Source organism: Stieleria bergensis, from assembly GCA_007745635.1.
Taxonomy (GTDB): domain Bacteria; phylum Planctomycetota; class Planctomycetia; order Pirellulales; family Pirellulaceae; genus Stieleria; species Stieleria bergensis.
The window spans coordinates 4378187-4394854 of sequence record CP036272.1; the positions used below are offsets into that span (position 1 = coordinate 4378187).

General features: G+C 55.0%; 18 protein-coding genes. All 18 read right to left on the reverse strand.

All coding sequences use genetic code 11. From position 1 onward, the window contains the following. Positions 1 to 123: 123 nt before the first annotated feature. Positions 124 to 297 carry a hypothetical protein gene (locus tag SV7mr_RS25470; protein ID WP_419187446.1) on the reverse strand — a complete coding sequence of 58 codons (174 nt, stop codon included), beginning with the start codon at positions 295 to 297 and terminating at the stop codon, positions 124 to 126. A gap of 383 nt (positions 298 to 680) precedes the next feature. Next, a complete protein-coding gene (locus tag SV7mr_RS15515; RefSeq protein WP_145274008.1) occupies positions 681 to 1331 on the reverse strand; it encodes a hypothetical protein in 651 nt (216 codons plus the stop codon). A 104-nt stretch (positions 1332 to 1435) separates the two neighbouring features. Continuing rightward, positions 1436 to 2845 (reverse strand): hypothetical protein, encoded by a 1410-nt coding sequence (locus SV7mr_RS15520; protein ID WP_419187447.1) that lies wholly within the window; start codon positions 2843 to 2845, stop codon positions 1436 to 1438. Between the two features lie 75 nt (positions 2846 to 2920). Next, the gene (locus SV7mr_RS15525) at positions 2921 to 3940 is read right to left on the reverse strand and encodes a glycosyltransferase family 2 protein (RefSeq protein WP_419187448.1); all 1020 of its coding nucleotides are present in this window, start codon (positions 3938 to 3940) and stop codon (positions 2921 to 2923) included. Then, positions 3933 to 4352: an LbetaH domain-containing protein gene (locus SV7mr_RS25475; protein ID WP_419187449.1), complete on the reverse strand. Its 420-nt coding sequence runs from the start codon at positions 4350 to 4352 to the stop codon at positions 3933 to 3935. Before SV7mr_RS25475 ends, SV7mr_RS15525 begins: the two co-directional genes overlap by 8 nt. Positions 4353 to 4476: 124 nt before the next feature. Then, complete coding sequence (locus SV7mr_RS15530) at positions 4477 to 5712, reverse strand: glycosyltransferase family 4 protein (protein WP_145274017.1); 1236 nt, start codon at positions 5710 to 5712, stop codon at positions 4477 to 4479. Positions 5713 to 5769: 57 nt separating this feature from the next. After that, positions 5770 to 6948: a glycosyltransferase family 4 protein gene (locus SV7mr_RS15535; RefSeq protein ID WP_145274021.1), complete on the reverse strand. Its 1179-nt coding sequence runs from the start codon at positions 6946 to 6948 to the stop codon at positions 5770 to 5772. Then, the gene (locus SV7mr_RS15540) at positions 6945 to 8021 is read right to left on the reverse strand and encodes a glycosyltransferase family 2 protein (RefSeq protein ID WP_145274024.1); all 1077 of its coding nucleotides are present in this window, start codon (positions 8019 to 8021) and stop codon (positions 6945 to 6947) included. Before SV7mr_RS15540 ends, SV7mr_RS15535 begins: the two co-directional genes overlap by 4 nt. Further along, positions 8011 to 8817, reverse strand: a complete 807-nt coding sequence (locus SV7mr_RS15545) for an FkbM family methyltransferase (RefSeq protein WP_145274028.1) — start codon at positions 8815 to 8817, stop codon at positions 8011 to 8013. Before SV7mr_RS15545 ends, SV7mr_RS15540 begins: the two co-directional genes overlap by 11 nt. Continuing rightward, on the reverse strand, positions 8814 to 9119 hold the full coding sequence (locus tag SV7mr_RS15550; RefSeq protein WP_145274031.1) for an acyltransferase: 306 nt from the start codon (positions 9117 to 9119) through the stop codon (positions 8814 to 8816). Before SV7mr_RS15550 ends, SV7mr_RS15545 begins: the two co-directional genes overlap by 4 nt. Before the next feature lie 75 nt (positions 9120 to 9194). Continuing rightward, positions 9195 to 9461 carry an LbetaH domain-containing protein gene (locus tag SV7mr_RS15555; RefSeq protein WP_145274034.1) on the reverse strand — a complete coding sequence of 89 codons (267 nt, stop codon included), beginning with the start codon at positions 9459 to 9461 and terminating at the stop codon, positions 9195 to 9197. Then, the gene (locus SV7mr_RS15560) at positions 9454 to 10545 is read right to left on the reverse strand and encodes a glycosyltransferase family 2 protein (protein ID WP_419187450.1); all 1092 of its coding nucleotides are present in this window, start codon (positions 10543 to 10545) and stop codon (positions 9454 to 9456) included. The genes SV7mr_RS15555 and SV7mr_RS15560 overlap by 8 nt, the downstream gene beginning before the upstream one ends. Positions 10546 to 10582: 37 nt before the next feature. Continuing rightward, entirely contained in the window at positions 10583 to 11806 is a 1224-nt protein-coding gene (locus SV7mr_RS15565) for a glycosyltransferase (protein ID WP_145274040.1), read from the reverse strand. Beyond that, positions 11807 to 12856 (reverse strand): glycosyltransferase family 2 protein, encoded by a 1050-nt coding sequence (locus SV7mr_RS15570; protein WP_145274043.1) that lies wholly within the window; start codon positions 12854 to 12856, stop codon positions 11807 to 11809. Continuing rightward, entirely contained in the window at positions 12853 to 13674 is an 822-nt protein-coding gene (locus SV7mr_RS15575) for a polysaccharide deacetylase family protein (RefSeq protein WP_145274046.1), read from the reverse strand. The genes SV7mr_RS15570 and SV7mr_RS15575 overlap by 4 nt, the downstream gene beginning before the upstream one ends. Further along, positions 13671 to 14420: a methyltransferase domain-containing protein gene (locus SV7mr_RS15580; protein ID WP_419187451.1), complete on the reverse strand. Its 750-nt coding sequence runs from the start codon at positions 14418 to 14420 to the stop codon at positions 13671 to 13673. The genes SV7mr_RS15575 and SV7mr_RS15580 overlap by 4 nt, the downstream gene beginning before the upstream one ends. A gap of 7 nt (positions 14421 to 14427) precedes the next feature. Continuing rightward, positions 14428 to 15633 carry an NAD-dependent epimerase/dehydratase family protein gene (locus tag SV7mr_RS15585; RefSeq protein WP_419187452.1) on the reverse strand — a complete coding sequence of 402 codons (1206 nt, stop codon included), beginning with the start codon at positions 15631 to 15633 and terminating at the stop codon, positions 14428 to 14430. 26 nt (positions 15634 to 15659) lie between these two features. After that, complete coding sequence (locus SV7mr_RS15590; RefSeq protein ID WP_145274055.1) at positions 15660 to 16667, reverse strand: Gfo/Idh/MocA family protein; 1008 nt, start codon at positions 16665 to 16667, stop codon at positions 15660 to 15662. Position 16668 lies beyond the last annotated feature (1 nt).

Below are 16668 nucleotides of genomic sequence, written 5' to 3' on the forward strand. Positions count from 1 at the left end.
AGCGAATCGAGCGTTGAAGCAACGCAGCATTCATTGCCGTCCATCGGAGGCAAGAATGCCGCCTGTCCATGTGGCGATTGAGAAAGCCACACGAAGATGACCAACGCATGGCACCGAAGCGTTCTACTTGGACGCTTTGATTGCGGCGGCTTCCGCTTCGAGCTTGGCGATTTGGTCTTCAAGCTCTTTCAACTCATCAAGGTCGTCAGCTTGTTGCCGCGACCCTGACAATTGCTGTCGCAAGCTGGTCAGTTTTTTGTTGATCACATCAAGCCGCTTTTTCTGTTTCTTATCCATCAACCTTCACCGTCGTTGTCGTAAAAACGCATTCTATCGAATTGTCTTTCCCTGACAGCGCCTCGAATATCGCGGCTTGGATCAAAGCACAAAAAAACCGCATCGGGATCTCTATCACGTGGATGATCCTGATGCGGTTGATGGAAACGATTGTGCCTGAGTTCAGTCAGACAATCGAAACTGCGTGTCGAGCGTGTCTTTGGAGGGGTTGCTGATTTAGTCAGCTCCTAACCAAAGTGCGCTCCTAACCAAAGTGCGCTTCGCGACCTTGGGCTGTGAAAGCGGAACACCTACGGCGCAGGGCAGTCCATGATGACTTTTGCCAAGCCAAGTAAAAAGCAAGGTGTTCGACTCATTCAGCAAGCCCTATGGAGTTGTGATTCCTACCAGCCTTTGTCGTCACCCTCAGCGACAATGTGATAAATATCGTCCGAGCTCACGCTATGCAGGGCAGCCAACCGGTCGACTTCTCGGCGGACAACGCTGTCCAAGGTATTGTTCAACGCGATTCCAGCAGCTCCATCGGGAATCCGTGATGATTTCCCCAGCGATGAATCGATCATCGCTCGGTAGTCGCGATGAATCTGCTTGCGAGTGGTTTCGGGCAATGAGATGACCTGGTACTCCGTTGGCAGATCGGGGCCAAGCGGTTTGTTGTCAGCCTTTGCTGTTGAGTTGGAGGCTCCGCCCGAGTCGGTCACCGGACGACTACCACTGCTGGCCGCAGGAACAGTGGAAGTGGTGGTCGAAGAAGATCCAAGGAACAGGAAGGAGATTCCGCCGAAGGCGACCAGCAAGACCACTCCAACAACAACCGCCGGAACAATGGCTTTGTTGGCACTGGAAGCTGACGACGCTTGTGAGGCAGTGGAGAGGTAGGGATTGGCGGCATTCGCAGGATCACCGCCAGCAGCGGCAGGCTCAGCGGTCGTCGAAAACACCATCCCACAGCTTGGGCATTTGGCGTTCATCATCGACGCCATCACATTCTGCGTCTGTTTGCACTTTGGGCACTGAACTTGTTTTACCGACATGACTTCAACCGAATCCTGCGAGCACGAATGAATCTTCGTAGGGAAAGGATCGCATCCTACCAAAATTCATTGTAACGGCTTTGCTCAGGCATGTGAAACCGACATCACTCGATTGCACGGCCGACAGGCTGTCCGGTTGACGAGGCAGCGTCCCCGGGGAAGTGAGCGACAGGCCGCATCGCTGGCGGTGGGACTTGACTGGGTTGGGCAGTGGCTGCCGAATTGAAATTGGCGGGCAAATTGATCGCCAATGCCCCCATGAACATCCCAAAAAAGATCAGCACCCAAAGCGTATTGGCGGGGTCGCTACTGAAATGCTGGTGGGAAGCGACAAACGAAGCCAAGTTCCCCGCAGACATGGCAAACATCATCGCCCTCAGCTCCACCAGCGGTGCGTAACCACCTTTCCGAGCCTCGGCGCCTAATCGGCGGATGAGAATGATTCCCGCTAATCCAATCATGATCACGCCGGGAATCCCCAGCTCCATGAACAATCGACTGACTCCATCCTCTTGCCAAGCGTTCAGGGCTTGGTCACTGGAGAAATAGTGTGCCCCTTGAGTTGCCACGCCTAGACCGCCCCCCATCACTCCGGACTGCTGCAAGGTTCCCACCACACTGCCGGCGACGTTGTCTCGCAGGCGAGGCGCGAGGTCACTTAGCGTGGACGCATAATACGCCTGGTGACTGTCTACGGTCGAGCGATTTCCCAGCAGAATCAAAGGCACCGCCCCAATGGCGACCACGGACGCGATGTAAGCAGCCACGCGGCGAACGTCCCGCCGACTAAACAGGTTCAAATAACAAAGATACGTGACCACGAACACCACCGGAATCACGAGCATCTTTCGGCGACCGCAAAGTAACAACGGCACAAAACTCCAACTGGCAGTGAACAACCAGACGGGATTCATCCGTCGCTCCAAGCGAGGTTTATCGCCTCGATTGAGCAACAACATGATCGAGGCGATCATGACATTGGCAGCGTGAAAACCAGCGATATCGGGACTGCGAAAGAAGCCGCTGTACAAAGTCACGATATCATTCGACGTGTAACGAATCCAATGGAATCCGCTTAAACCGCCTAGCCCCGGCCAGCCCCAGTTCAGCAACTCGGCCAACGAGCCAATGAAGAACAAACTGTTAACGAAGATATAGACCTGCAGCAGGCGGCGAAAAGCAGCCAAGTCGAAGGTATAGCAAATCCCCACCAGGATCCCCAGAAGCGGCACGCTGTACGAGACGAACCCGACAAGCGCCAGAACGGGACCAAACTTGTGCAGCGAAAGAGACATCAATGCCCCCGGCACCAAACTGCACAGCAGCAAAATGACGACTTGATCAATCCATAAGAATCGCTGACGAATCTCCATCAGGCGTTTGCGTTGGCTGACCAACATATTCAGCATCAGCCCGGCCCAAACCAAGCCGACGGCATAGGTGATGGTCGTTGGCTCGCCAGGGACCAACTTGCGCACCGGATCCCGAGCGCAGTCCAGGATCATCGCGATCACCAGACCGTGCTTCCAATTCCGTGCTCCAATCAGTCCACCGATTAGGCATAATAGATAAAACGCGTTAGCCAACGATTAAGCTCGGGTCACTGGTTCAGAGAAGGAATCACTGTGTTGTTCACTGTCGCTCAGCCAATGTGTCTCAGCACGGCGAACGGAGATCATCGCTTCATAGCAAGCCATCATGCGACAAAACTGCAGGCCGGCCGTACCATCGAGGAATCCACATTTGTAAATGTACTGATACAAGAAACGCATCCAGCCGCGTCCTGGCAGGCAAGCCGTTAACGCCCGCAACTGGCGACGTCGTTTCCAGGAATCCGCAGCAAACAGATCGCGCCAACAACGGTCGCGTCCCTCATTCGACTCCCGAATGGCTTCGCGTTTGGCATACCGCACATGGCGATTCCACCAATCGTCCATCCCGCGACTGAAGGCGAAATGCAGCAGGGGTTCCCGAATCAGTTTGGGTGTACCAACACCGCTGGGAACGGGTCGTTCACCATGACCGAGGTCCTCGAAGGCGGCCATTCCGTTTCGTACCAATCGCATGATCCACACAGGAAAGCCATCGGCATGATGCAGCGTCTTGCCCATAAACACTGTCTTGCGACAAATGCAGATCGCCTGCAAGTCGCTAGCCGCTTCGTTGACCGCGATTTGTGCTTCATTGGCAAACCCAGGCGTCGCGACTTCATCGGCGTCCAGCATCAACACCCAGGGCTGTTGAAGATCAGCGTTTTGCAGGGCCCAATTCCGTTGTTTGGCGAATGACTCAAACCGATGCTGTACCACTCGAGCGCCCAATGATTCGGCAACTTCCCGCGTTGCGTCGGTCGAACAATCGTCGACCACCACGACTTCATCGCACCAGGACAACGATTCAATGCAGCGTCGAATGTTGCGAGCTTCGTTGAACGCAAGCACGACGGCAGAGAGACCGTTTCGGACCGCCGCGATGTGCCGCTGGGAGTCGAGCGTCTCGGCTCTGGGCGTCTCAGAGCTGAGAAGGCGTTCATCTGGATTCGTCTTTGAGACAGCTTGCGGACGAGTTTCAGCCGCACCGTATCGCCACGCGGTTTCAGAACTAGACATGGCAGAGTTTTCGCTCCTTGAGAACCGCAGCCGGATTGCCCGCGACCACTTTCCAAGGCTCAACGCTCTTGGTGACCACGGCGCAAGCGCCTGCCACAGCCCCGCGTCCCAACAGTACTCCTGGCCCCAAATAAGAACGTGCACACGCCCAGGATTCATCCTCCAGGCGAATGGATTGCCGCGTCAACACCATGGTTGGATCAGTGATCTCATGCGAGGCCGTGCAAAGCAGTGTCTCTTGAGAAACCGTGACCCGGTTCCCCAAATAGATCGGCGCGACGTTGTAAAGATCAACATGATGTCCAACAGAGGTGTCCGCACCAACGCTCAGATTCCACGGTGCCCAGATGCGGGCGGAGGGATGAATTCGGCTCTTCCGATGAACACGAGCCCCAAAGAGTCGCAGCAGCATGACTCGCCAGAAATAGAACACTCGCGGTGACGGTCGAAAACAAGTCCACCAACAGACCGTCCACAGAACACGCCCCACTTTGTTCGCAAAACCATGAATGGAACGACAATTACCGCGCGAGGTATCAACGAAGGCTTCGCTGCCGACGGGGCTGCTTGCTGACTTGGCTCGCGGAATATCGATTCGCTGAAACCTTCCTTCCATGTTCGCCCCCTGGATGATTTTCGACGCTGGCCTGATTTTCAAACAGGGCCCGCGCATAAAAACGGGCCATCTCTTGGGCCGTCTTTTCCCAACTGAATTGTGCGCTCTGCGTGACCCCCCTCTGGATCATTCGCTCCCGATAAGGGATGTCCCCAAGCAACCGCAGGCAGTGATTTGCAAGGCCGACGGTGTCTCCGGGATGACTGATCGCCGCGGCGTCACCGACGATCTCTGCAAGGGACCCCGCGCTGCTGCAGACCACCGGACAGCCGACCGCCATCGCCTCCAACGGTGGCCAACCAAACCCTTCGTACCAGCTAGGAAATAGCAACAACGCGCTCGATCGATAAAGCTTATAGAGCTGCCCGTCGGTCAAGTCGCTGCGCACCTGGATCTGTTTTGAAAACGCACTGCTGGCAACTCTATCGAGAATCGCTGTGCTAGGCAGTTCGCCTGCCAACACAAGCTGCGCCTTGCGGACAGCGGCGATGCGTTCGAAAACCTCGATCACACCCAAACGATTCTTATAAAATCCATTGTTGCCAACGTGCAGAATGACCGGATCACTCACGCCATCCTCTGGGCGACTGGCAAACGACCGGTCCGACTGAATCTCGTCTTTGGTCAATCCGTCCGTGAGTCCAAGATGAACAACCGAAACTTGGTCATCGCTCACGAACTGAGTTCCCATCAAGTCCGCAGCGGTGCAATGACTGTCGCAGCAAATCGCACGTGCGCCAGCAACACCGCGCAAACTGCGATTGACGATGGCCGAAGCAAATCTTCCAACCCGCGGAGCCTTGGCGAACGTTCCTTGAGTTTGTAACCGAGGTATCAAATCATGTACCGTTGTCACATAACGCTGCGTTCGCAGTGCGCTGGCGACATAGCCAAAACTACCGTCAAGAAGATGCAATAAGTCGAATTCTGATGGATCAATCTTGCGAGCAGCATTCCAAGTGAAGCCATGACGCAGGATCGACCGCAAAGGCCGGGGGACGCGCCGAAGCTGCTGTGAGCTGGGGCCAAGCGAAAGCACGCTTGTTTGAACGCTTTGCCCTTGATAATCGGCTAGCGCTCGGACCAGTTGATCGCGATACCGCGCCATACTGCCCCGTGACCCTACCAACGAAGTGTCTATCAAACCGATGTGCATCAATTTTGCCAATGTGCGGGCCAATATGCGGACGGTGCAAAAATACTGACCGAGAGATCAAGCGTACTGCAAGCGATTGGCAGCGCAGTATTCCGCCGCCGCGACAATGCCCTTGGCGGCCCGCGCCGGACTGAAGTTATGGATCAGTTCCTTGGCTTGCTGTCCCATCAGTGTTAGCCGCTGTGGATCTTCGGCTGCCTCGCTGATTCGACTTGCCAGGTGCGAAACATCGTCAAATCGATGCACCCAACCTGTGACACCGTTTTCGATCAGATCCGGATACGACCCGACTTGGTCGCTGACAATGGCTGGATTTCCCGCCGCGAAAGCTTCGTTCACCACAAGCCCCCAGGTCTCTCCGTGATCGGAGGGCAAGACCAAACAATCCGCGACGTCATACGCCATGCTAATTTCGGACTGATTGATAAAGCCTGCGAAGGTTACCGGAAGACTCCGCGCAGAGACGAATTGCTCGCACTCTGCTCTCAATTCCCCATCGCCAACGATTAGCAGCTGCACCTTTGATCCATCGGCGATGCTATGTTCCAAAGCCTTTAGGATTGTCAACGGGTGCTTCTTGGGCATCAGCTTTCCGCAAAACAGCAAACAGCAACGATCATCCTGAATCTTGAACCGCTGACGAGCCAGAGCTCTCGACGCATCGGTCTTTGGCGCTGACCTGCTGACGCGATCATTGTCCACGCAATACGGGGACAGAAACAGCTTTTCATCAGGAATATTTAATTGGCGATAAAATCGAGTGCTCGCAAGACCGATCGGGCAATATGCATCAAACAACTGCATCATCTGCTGGTGCAACTGACGCTTCCACCAGGATCGCGGCCGCAGATCGTTTGCTTCGCCACGCACGATGGCAGGGATCCTTAAACGTCGACAGGCGCGCGCGGTTTGCAAACAACTTTTGACCACCCAGCCATTGATCGCCACCGCATCAGGTTGATGCTGATGCAGACTTCGGGCCACACCGGGCGTATCACAACCGTCGAACTTCATCACACTGGGTTTTCGCGATCGATTCTCCAGCACTTCATACTCATAGCCATCCAACAGTGGAATGTCCCACTCGAAGTTCACACCGAACTGTTGTCCCTGTTGTTGGGCATCGGGGATCTGACAGTAAAGTGTTTTAAAGTCAATCCCCGGAGTCTGGGCCAATTTCCGAAACACCGGCACTTGGTTTTGGATCGGATGGGTGGTCAGATACATTAACTTCATTGATCTTCCTGTTTTGGATCCTGTAGCGCGCTGGACTGTTTTTCCAGCAGGGATTTTGCCAAGAAGTACCCACGTACCTCGCCTACCAGCTTGAATGGAATCAACCACGGACGAAGCAGGTGAAAACGTGTAAAACTCTCTTTGACTAACCGTCGCAGGGAATAGAACCAAACCATCGCTTGATGCTTGGTGTGTTTTCGGGCGTAGTAGTAATCCCCTACCGCGTGCATGGGTGAGGGACTTGATTGATGCTTTCCGTAGGAGCGTGTGCCCCCTTTGGATGCCATTAGATGATCAATCCCAGCGTTGCCCAGAAAGCGGATTTGTCCACCGGACTTAACCAACCGATGGGCAAAATCGGATTCAAAGCGATAAGCGACGCCAACATAGCCCTCATCGAACCCGCCGATCCAAAGGGCTTGTTGCCGGCGCACGCAGAGGTTGCCCGCCATCACGTTGGTGACATCCTGATCCCGAGTCGAACAGAATGGAAAATCAAAATCGCGATAGATGCCCGAACTTCGCCGCGGCGCAGCAACATCACTGGGTTCTTGCCAGGGCTGAACGATTTGCCCAACCGTTGCCCAGCGTTCGGGACGATCGCGTAAGGCCTCGTGATGATGACGAATGAATTCGCCCCGAGGCAGAATGTCATCGTCAATGAATAACACCGACGGCGCCACCGCAATTCTTAGGGCGCGATTCATCGCCCCTGGAATACTTGGCTTTGGGATGCGAATCCAGCGAATCACATCCATCCCTTGCCACAAATCCAGGCGCTGCTGGGTCTCGCGATCATGCTTACTGGATTGGTCCAGCACCAAAATCTCTCTGGGCTGGCAGTGCAGCTTCAGGATCGACTCGATGGTTTTGATCAGAACCTTGTTCCGACCATACGTGGGGATTGCCAAAGACAAATTCACCACGCTCGGTGGCGTGCGGCGTTCTTGCTGAGAGTCGTTCTTGGCCGTAGCACGCGATGAACGCTGCCGAGGATTTTGCGCGACGACTACGACTGGTTTGTCAGCAAACCAGTTCTGCGTGCCGGGCGTCGACGGAAAATTAGAATTCATTGGAGATAAAAAGATTGACCACCCCTGAATCAGGCAGGTCAGTAATCGACGTGATTGGTCGTCCAGTGTTCCAATCAGGCCGTTGGATGGCAATGACGGTCTTGTCCCCGACCGCAATGTTCGTCTCCAGCAAGGACCAAAACTCTGCCAAGCTGCTACCGGCTTGCTGTAACAAGTCCAGGTGCAGTTCAATGGCGAGCCGAGGAATCTTTTTCAACAGGCTCCCCGCGCCACGCAGCACTTGAGTTTCATACCCTTCGACATCGATCTTCAGCAGATCAATGAATTCAATTTGCGATTGTTCGGCAAACTCGCCCAAAGTCGTCATGACGACCTTGCGGACCGTTCCCGATTGAGCCGCCAATGACTCACCCCCAAAATCAACGCGTCCGCAGTGATCACCCACTGCACAGTGGAACGTGCTGACGTTGCGAACCTGATTACTAAAGCAATTCGCTTGCAACGTCATCAAATTGAATGGCTCTGCTTCAATCGCATAGACGTGGCCTTCGGAACCAATCTGGTCCGACAGCAAGAGGGTCATCATGCCATGATGAGCTCCGATTTCAACGACCGTGTCACCAAACTTAGCAAGCTTGGACAAGTAAGCAAACTCGCCGCTACATTCAATTTCGGGCCGCTGCCACCAGTCTTTGGTAAAGCGATTGACCAACCAAAAGGAATGCGGGCGGCCCGCGATCTTCAAGGCATGCTGTAGCGGCAGTTCGGGATCGACCGGACGCCCGACTTCCACATTGCATTGCCGTAGTGCGGACTTGATTAATTGCTTCATCATGAATTCAATACCGTGGAAAGTTTCTTTGGCTGAGGTGGCCCCGCTCCACCACGATGTCGAATCATTCGAGCTGGAACGCCGGCCCAAATTTGATTTGCGGGAATGTCTTGATTCACAATCGCCCCAGCGCCGATCACCGCTCCACTGCCGATCGTCACCCCAGGCAGGATCACGGCCCCTGTTCCAATCCAAACGTCATCGCCAATCACGACAGGACGTTGTTCACACCCCTGTTCAGCGATTGGAATCATTGAATCGACCCGATGCTGGTGGTCGGTGATGAACACATTGGGTGCAATCAAGACTTGTTCACCGACGTGAACGGAACCTGAAACATCAAACTGAGTCCCACGCCCGATGAAAGAGTGTTTCCCAACTTAAATCGTTGCCCTGTGATCGACGACCTTCAGCCAAACTTGGCTCTCGACGGTCACGTGATCCATCAGCGTCACGCTGGAGGGTTCACGGATCATGACACCGGACCCAATCATGACTTTGGCGCTCAATCTGGCACCCCTTACACGCCACAGGCTGGCTCGCAAACGCTGTAAAACCAGATCAGCGGTGTGCAGTGTTCGATTGATCACTCTGGCCGGGCTGGAAACGCTGCTCTCAGGCAACGGTTGCTCGATGCGTTTATTCACGATGCCTACACAACAACCAGGACGCCAACCATCGCGACCAGACGGTTGGGCTGGTGGGGTTTATCGCGAGAGACTGAAGGTAGTAATGGCGACAGCGTGCGTCTCGATTCACAAACAATTGATTACCAACGAAGCGGACGCTTTTGGCCTTCGTCAAGCGAGTTTGAATCTTTCCCCAAACCGTCTGCGCCGGCTGCTTGGCGATGCCCAGATTGGCGGCTTCGCGGAGCAGCGTTGACTCGTCTTGTCCCTTGGCTCGAAGTGCCGCACATTGATAGGCGATCTCGGCGAGACGCCACTGGGACACTTTCTTGGCCAACGAAATCCCCTGCGGTTCGATCCGAATGCGACAAATCATTTCCGGAATTTCAGCCAACAGTCCATGCTCAACCATCCGCAACCAGAGATCAATGTCCTGGGCGAATGTGAACTCATCGCGATACCCGCCGACTTGCTGATAGACGGTGGTCCGATACATGGCCACCGCATGCGTGATCGCGGCATCGGCCTGCTTCAACTGTTGTGTAATCACCGCCGGCGGTGCGTTTCGCTGGTCTGTAAACAGGTACTCGCCGTCCGGCCCAACACGCTGACCACCACCACCGACGGCAACGATTTCCGGACTGTCTTCCAAGACAGCCAACTGGCGTTCCAAACGCTCGGGTGCATACCAGTCCCCGGCATCGCAGCGGGCAATGTACTTTCCTTGTGCCAGCGAGCAACCTCGTTGCAGAGCGGCCGTCAAACCACGGTTTTCCTGATGGACCAGCCGGATCCGTGAATCCTGATTTGCGTAGCGCTGCAATCTCTCGGCCGTGGTGTCAGTCGAGCCGTCGTCAACAATAATGAATTCGAATGCACTCAAACTCTGACAGAGCATTGAGTCGATTGTTTCGGCCACCGTCAGCTCACCGTTATGAACACCCATGACGACCGAAACGGTTGGCACGCGGATGCTTGCATCGCTAGGTGGATCGATTCGTTGCTGCAACCCATTGGCCGATCCAAACGGTCGGACCTCCCCTAAAACTTTGGCCGTTGGCAAAGGATGACTTGGATGTCTTCGTGGCGGTGTCGTTTTCATGGTTCTGATGTTGGCTGGCATTCCCGGTGTGCGGTCGCTAGTTCTGCATCACACCGCTGTTTTGCGAAGCGAAGGTCGATAGAGTTCCGGCACGATGAAAGATCAACGCGTCGTCGGTTTGCTGCTGGGGGCCAAGCGGACTTTGCAAGCGCGAATCAAACCGCATCAGGGCGTGAGCCAGAGATCGGCAAGCGACATCACAGCGGAAACGCTGGACATTCCGCAATGCCGCTTGATGCAGCGAATGCCAATGCGCTTGATCAGTTAGCAAGCGTGACAATTGATCTGCCGCCGCTTGGCTGTCGTTGACCGGCACGTAAACTCCGCCTTCCCCACAGACCTCAGGAACGGCACAGGCATCGGTCCCCACGCATGGCGTTCCGTAGCACTGCGCCTCGATGGCTGGGATCCCGAACGATTCACTGGAGCTGAGCAAACAGAAAACATCCGCTCGCTGATAGAGCTCCGCCAGTTGATTGTCGTCCACCCAGCCTGTTAACGAGACGTGTTCGGTCAGCTGCAGTGAGTCAATCAGTTCGACCACGTCACGTCTGTATTGCGGGTCAGGCCAGCCACCAGCAAGCGTCAGCCTGGCATCAATGCGTTGCTGGCGAATCTGTTTCAACGCCTTGACCAACACATGAGGATTCTTATGCCTGGCCATGGCGGACACGCTCACAATGTGATTCCGCTCGCGGTTTCGCTTTCCGATCGACGCGGCTCGCTCAATCACCGCTGGATCGATGGGAGCATAAGAGACGCAGTCCCGTTCGGCCTGGGCGTTCGCATTTTCTTGATAGGCTTGTCGAATGTAGTCTGACAAGAACACCATCGCGTCTGCCCGGGCAATTGCATTGCGATACTGTTTGCGTTGCAGGCTTGCCTTGATCTGCTGTTTGAAACCCTGTGGCACCCCTGGAATCATGGCCCAAGGATTCATGCATAAAACGAGCTGCGGAACCTGTGTTGGCAGAGTCATTCCAGAAACGCAATAGATGACATCACAGCCAATGGAACCCGCCATCGAATCGATGTTCGCTCGTTCCCAAACCGCCCGGCCCAGCCAATGAGACGTATAGCCGGGACAGCGCCGCCAGTTCATGCCCGGGATCTGCGCAATCAGATCCTGATTCGACTGGTGATACAGAATCGTGCAATCCAACTGATCGGCGAACCAATGCTTCAGCTGATTGAGCTGGGCAACCAGTACATTTCGACCGCTCTGGTTGGTGATTGATAACGCATTGACAAGCAGCTTCATCTATTGCACTCCATTGGTAAAAGACTCTTGCAAAGTAAACCGACCTACGGGTTTGACCTTGCCAGCAAGTTTCCAAATTCGTCCGGCTATTCGATTGCCAAACATTCGTCGCGTTCGGTCAAAGAGTTCGAAGCCGCGCGCGACACGAGCTTGTTTGCCCGCCGCTCCATAAGCCACTCGCATCAAGCGGGCGGCAGCCAGACCATGGCCAGCAAAGGCGGCGCTGCGAGCGGTCGCAAACGCCCACCGGGCAAAGTGCTGACGATGAGAATTGTCTTCGGAAATCTGCCCGACCTGGGCATGTTCCCACAGCGCTTCAAAGAACTGCACCCGATTGTCGATCCGTTGCCTGGATGTCCATCGGCTGGCCGCTGATTGCCGGCGTCCGTTGTGCTGTCGCTGAATGGTGACGTATTGCGGTAGATAGCCCAATTGGACTCCGCGAGACGCTGCACGAGCGTCGTATTCCCAGTCCTGCGACCAACGCAAACTGCTCCAGGGGCCAATCTGATCACAAACACTGCGTCGCCAGAGCGGTGCATTGGTGTTCCACCAACGATCCGATAGCAACCAGGGAAACAGGCTGGCTCGTTCGACGCCACTACACTTGTACGGATGATCCAATTCGCTGCCGTCAGCTTGACGCAGTTTGATCCACCCGTAGACAGCCCCCAGTTCCGGTCGGTCTCGCATCAACTGAACACTGTCGCGAAACTTGTTCGCCACCAGCAGGTCGTCGCTATCGAGGTACTGAATGAATTCGCCACGAGCGTATCGGCGACCGTGCTCACGCGCGACACCAACGCCTCGGTTTGCTTGTCTGAGTACCTTGATCAGTTCGGGAAACCGGGACTGAAGTTGCTTGGCGGTTTGATACGATCGATCACGCGAACCATCGTCAACGATGATCAACTCGATCGATTGGTAACACTGGCTGAGCACGCTTTCGGCGGCTTCGACCAACAAGCGTTTGCGGTTGTAAACCGGAATGATGGTCGACACCATACCAGGAACAAAATCGGAAGTGGGTTCTAGATTCTGACTCATCATCGGACACTTAAATGACGTAATCGCGTTCCATCGCGCTGTAATCGTTTGACTCCATCCCTAATCGTGACAACTGACTCTGCGTACCGGGACGCTATCCAATCAATCAGCTGAGCGAAATCGTCCTGTGGACAATTCATCGCATGACCGCCGCCCACGCCATGAAACTGAAGAATTGCCCATCCATCGGACGCCAAAGAACGTTCGATGAACTCGCACATGGGCTCAAGTCCATCACCATTGACCGCAGCGCTAACGAGCAAGAAGCGATCCATTGCCGTCGCTGGCGGCGCTGTGTCGGCCAGTGTGATCCCGCCACTGCGTGCAGCGAAATACAACTGTGAAACCAAGTCTTGATACCGTTGCTTCGTGGCCCCAAAGTCGATCCCCATTCGATCCACCCAACCCGCCACGCGAGTTCGCTGCAGTCCCAACGCAGGAAGCATGCGCCGCACGTAGCCTTCTTTTCCAACGCTTGGATTGCTACACGGATAGGCAAAACTACGCTCGGTGAATCCATCGATGGAAGTCAAATAGTCGTTGGCAACCGTCAGCTCGTGCCGCATTCGATCCAGGCTGTAATCATCGATCGCGATGCCGGAGCTCACCCAGTTTTTGGATGAAACCGCCGGATGAAAGATGGTGTGCCCACCCAGTTCATGACCCCGATCCGCGAGTGCAGACCAATCACTTCGGCGTTGAAAAAACTGGTTGGCTGCCAAGTGGACATAGAATGTCCCGCTCAACTGATAGGCATCTAGGATGGGTGCGGCGATCTCTAGATGTTCCACCAAAGCGTCATCAAATGTCAGCGAGATCATGGACTCTTTCGCAACAGATGCAGCGACTCCTCGGCGAGCTCCCAACGATAGTCACCATGCTCAAGGTGTTGTGGTTGGATCAGAGCAAACTCAAACCCGAATCTGTGTGCCTGCTGATAGAACGCCTGCTGAGTGTATTTGCGAAACATGAATGGATCGCCAAAGGTCGCCAGCCGCTCTTGGCAGGTGGTCTCGCCAGGCAGTTCGATCAACGCTGTGACATCGCAGTGGATCGGCACGGACGTAATGGCCAACCCGCCGGGGCGAAGCACACGGTGCACCTCTGCAAAGGCAGGATCATCTGCGGGCAGCATGTTGAAAACATGACACGCAATCAAAAGATCGACACTTTGATCAGCGAATGGCAACTGGGTAATGTCCAGTGGGTCCTGAGGATCATTGATGGCACCGGAATGGAAAGTCGCGCCACGCCAGCGAACCACTTCCGCAATCCGATTTCCCAACTCGCGCTGTGGTGCGATATGCAGAACCATATGATTGGGCCGGATCACGCTGACGTTTTCACTCAGCCACGCCCAAATCAAACGGTGACATGGCTTACTGCCGCAGATCGGACAGCGAATCGAGGGACGTGGCGGGATTCCATGCGAATGAAACGCCTCGACGCTGTTGCCGCAAACATTGCACTCGCAGGCTCCGTTTCGATGCTGTTGAACCAACCAGCCACGGCGCATCGACTGCCGGATGCGAGGCGGTACGAATTGTTTTAGAACGGTCTTGATCATGATTTCGTTAACGGGGATTTGAGCCATCTAGTGGCAAGCACGCTTGGTCACGGAGCCATTGCTCGGTGAGCTCCATGGCGTCATTAAAGGAGTATCTCGAGCGAACCTTCAAGACACGCTGCATGGCGTCAGTGTTCAGCGAACCCTGCCGCGCCTGCTTCCTTAAATCCCAGAGATTCATCGCACCACCGGCCGCCAACTTGTCGGCCACGATGCGACTGCTGCGGCGCAGGACCTTACGCCAAAGTGGTGCCGGATTGCCTTTCCAATCTTCCAACTTTCGTTTCAATAGCCCATACAGAAACGCTTGTCCGCGAGTCGTGAGACGCTTTGCATCAACCGATAGCAACTGGTCCGGATCAAGATTCAGCATCTGTGCGTAAGCAGCATAAAAGTCACGCCACTGAATTCCAAAGTCATCGGCAACTAAGAACGCTCGGCCGGCAGCCGCCTGAACTGCTGATGCCCGGATCAACGCATCAACCACCGTTTCGACAAAGACAGCGTGACAATCGCCGCTGCCTTGGTTGACCAATCGAAACCGGCCTTGCTGCATCGCTTGCAGTGGCCGCACGCTAAACAACGCCGACCGGGGCCCCCAGACGAAGGTCGGGCGAATGATCACCGTTTCCAAGTCACCACTGCGATGAACCGCTTTGACCAATCGCTCGGCAGCAATTTTAGATCGACTGTAGACACTGCCCTCGAAGTCGTAGGGAGAGAGCTCGTCAACGCCGTTCGGTGGCTGACATCCGTGCACGGCAATGCTGCTGACAAAAACGAGACGTCGGACCTTGGTATCCAAACACGCTTGAATCACATTTTCAGTGCCTCCGACATTGGTCGCCCAAATCTCTTCGGGACGATTGCCTCCGTTGGCACAGTGAACCACAACGTCACATCCCTCGAACGCCGTGGTCAAACTGGCCGTATCCTGTACGTTCGCCGAATGAATTGCAGCGTTGTAGCGGCTAATCCAAACGGCACTGTGCCAGGAACGCACCGTCGCTTGAACGAGCGCATCATGTTCTAGCGTGAGTCGTTCGACCAGCCGACCACCGATGAAACCACCGGCGCCTGTGACCCCGATTTTGACACCAGCCAAATCGGGATCAGCAAGTGGCCGGTAGCCACGAACCCATTGGGGCCGGGAGAGTCCAGACCGAACAGTTGCCGATGTGACACGCGGATGACTGACGGTGGAACCACTCATAAACGATGAATCACTAAAGGAGTTACTCACCAGCATGCTCCCGGCGTCAAGGCTGCAGCGGGCAAGTCACGCTGTTGCTTTTGGTCGTAACAGGATTCAATCCAGCGGATCACGCGAGTCGCCTCATTCGCATCCACGATTAAGGGTTCGCCGCTGACAATCGCTGACGCAAAATTCTTGTAAACAGTCACCGCAGGTCCTAGAAACTCTTGCTCGTCGGAGCCACAAGCGACTACGGAATCTCGACGTGCTCCAGCGGCGGTCGGTACTTCGACTCGGTAGCTGTACGGATCGGAGTTATTCATCACCAGCTCTCGATCTGCCAAGCGAAGACGGATCGTGTTCTCCAACCGGCAGGTTCGACTGAGCCTGACCGTCACGGGGACCTTTCCCACGAAACGAGCCTCGATGCGCAGGTTGCTCTCCAGACCACCACAGGCATCGTCTGTGTATTGCGTCGAGACCGGATCACCCAACCAAGAGATCACCGAATCCAAGGGATGCACTCCTGCATTGATTAACACGCCCCCCGACACCAAATGTCTCTGAACGCTGTAACCTGTGGCCGATTGCCACGAATACGGGTTGCCCTGTGCGACGGAGATACCCAGTAGAGCGTCAGGATCAGACTGAATGATTTCGCCACACGCAATTCGGTTTGGCCAGCATCGAAATTGGTGCATCACGGCCAATTGGATGCCGGCTCGCTGACGAACGGCTTCGATCTCCAAACAATCTTCAACCGAGTTAGCCAGTGGCTTTTCACTGAGCACATGAATCCCAAGATCAGCTGCCTGCTTGACCAGTGACACTCGGCAATGCGGTGGTGTTGCCAACACAACCGCATCAATGTGCTTTACGACCTGTTCGATCGTTTCCCCCTGCACGGCGCCCGGACAACGACTGGCCAATTGCTGACGTTGCTGAGCGTTGGTATCAACAAACGCGGTTAGTTGCAGTTCCGTGCAGCGTTGGATCACGGGAACGTGTAGGTATTCCGCGATGGCGCCGCAGCCAACGATTCCAATACGCATG

What these genes read in the sequence shown, in the direction of transcription:
- SV7mr_RS15535 (WP_145274021.1), bottom strand. Translation starts at nt 6,948, where the DNA reads ATGAAGTTAATGTATCTGACCACCCATCCGATCCAAAACCAAGTGCCG.
- SV7mr_RS15570 (WP_145274043.1), bottom strand. Translation starts at nt 12,856, where the DNA reads ATGATGAGTCAGAATCTAGAACCCACTTCCGATTTTGTTCCTGGTATG.
- SV7mr_RS15525 (WP_419187448.1), bottom strand. Translation starts at nt 3,940, where the DNA reads ATGTCTAGTTCTGAAACCGCGTGGCGATACGGTGCGGCTGAAACTCGT.
- SV7mr_RS15540 (WP_145274024.1), bottom strand. Translation starts at nt 8,021, where the DNA reads ATGAATTCTAATTTTCCGTCGACGCCCGGCACGCAGAACTGGTTTGCT.
- SV7mr_RS15545 (WP_145274028.1), bottom strand. Translation starts at nt 8,817, where the DNA reads ATGATGAAGCAATTAATCAAGTCCGCACTACGGCAATGCAATGTGGAA.
- SV7mr_RS15565 (WP_145274040.1), bottom strand. Translation starts at nt 11,806, where the DNA reads ATGAAGCTGCTTGTCAATGCGTTATCAATCACCAACCAGAGCGGTCGA.
- SV7mr_RS15530 (WP_145274017.1), bottom strand. Translation starts at nt 5,712, where the DNA reads ATGCACATCGGTTTGATAGACACTTCGTTGGTAGGGTCACGGGGCAGT.
- SV7mr_RS15575 (WP_145274046.1), bottom strand. Translation starts at nt 13,674, where the DNA reads ATGATCTCGCTGACATTTGATGACGCTTTGGTGGAACATCTAGAGATC.
- SV7mr_RS25475 (WP_419187449.1), bottom strand. Translation starts at nt 4,352, where the DNA reads ATGCTGCTGCGACTCTTTGGGGCTCGTGTTCATCGGAAGAGCCGAATT.
- SV7mr_RS15585 (WP_419187452.1), bottom strand. Translation starts at nt 15,633, where the DNA reads ATGAGTGGTTCCACCGTCAGTCATCCGCGTGTCACATCGGCAACTGTT.
- SV7mr_RS15590 (WP_145274055.1), bottom strand. Translation starts at nt 16,667, where the DNA reads ATGCGTATTGGAATCGTTGGCTGCGGCGCCATCGCGGAATACCTACAC.
- SV7mr_RS25470 (WP_419187446.1), bottom strand. Translation starts at nt 297, where the DNA reads ATGGATAAGAAACAGAAAAAGCGGCTTGATGTGATCAACAAAAAACTG.
- SV7mr_RS15515 (WP_145274008.1), bottom strand. Translation starts at nt 1,331, where the DNA reads ATGTCGGTAAAACAAGTTCAGTGCCCAAAGTGCAAACAGACGCAGAAT.
- SV7mr_RS15560 (WP_419187450.1), bottom strand. Translation starts at nt 10,545, where the DNA reads ATGAAAACGACACCGCCACGAAGACATCCAAGTCATCCTTTGCCAACG.
- SV7mr_RS15580 (WP_419187451.1), bottom strand. Translation starts at nt 14,420, where the DNA reads ATGATCAAGACCGTTCTAAAACAATTCGTACCGCCTCGCATCCGGCAG.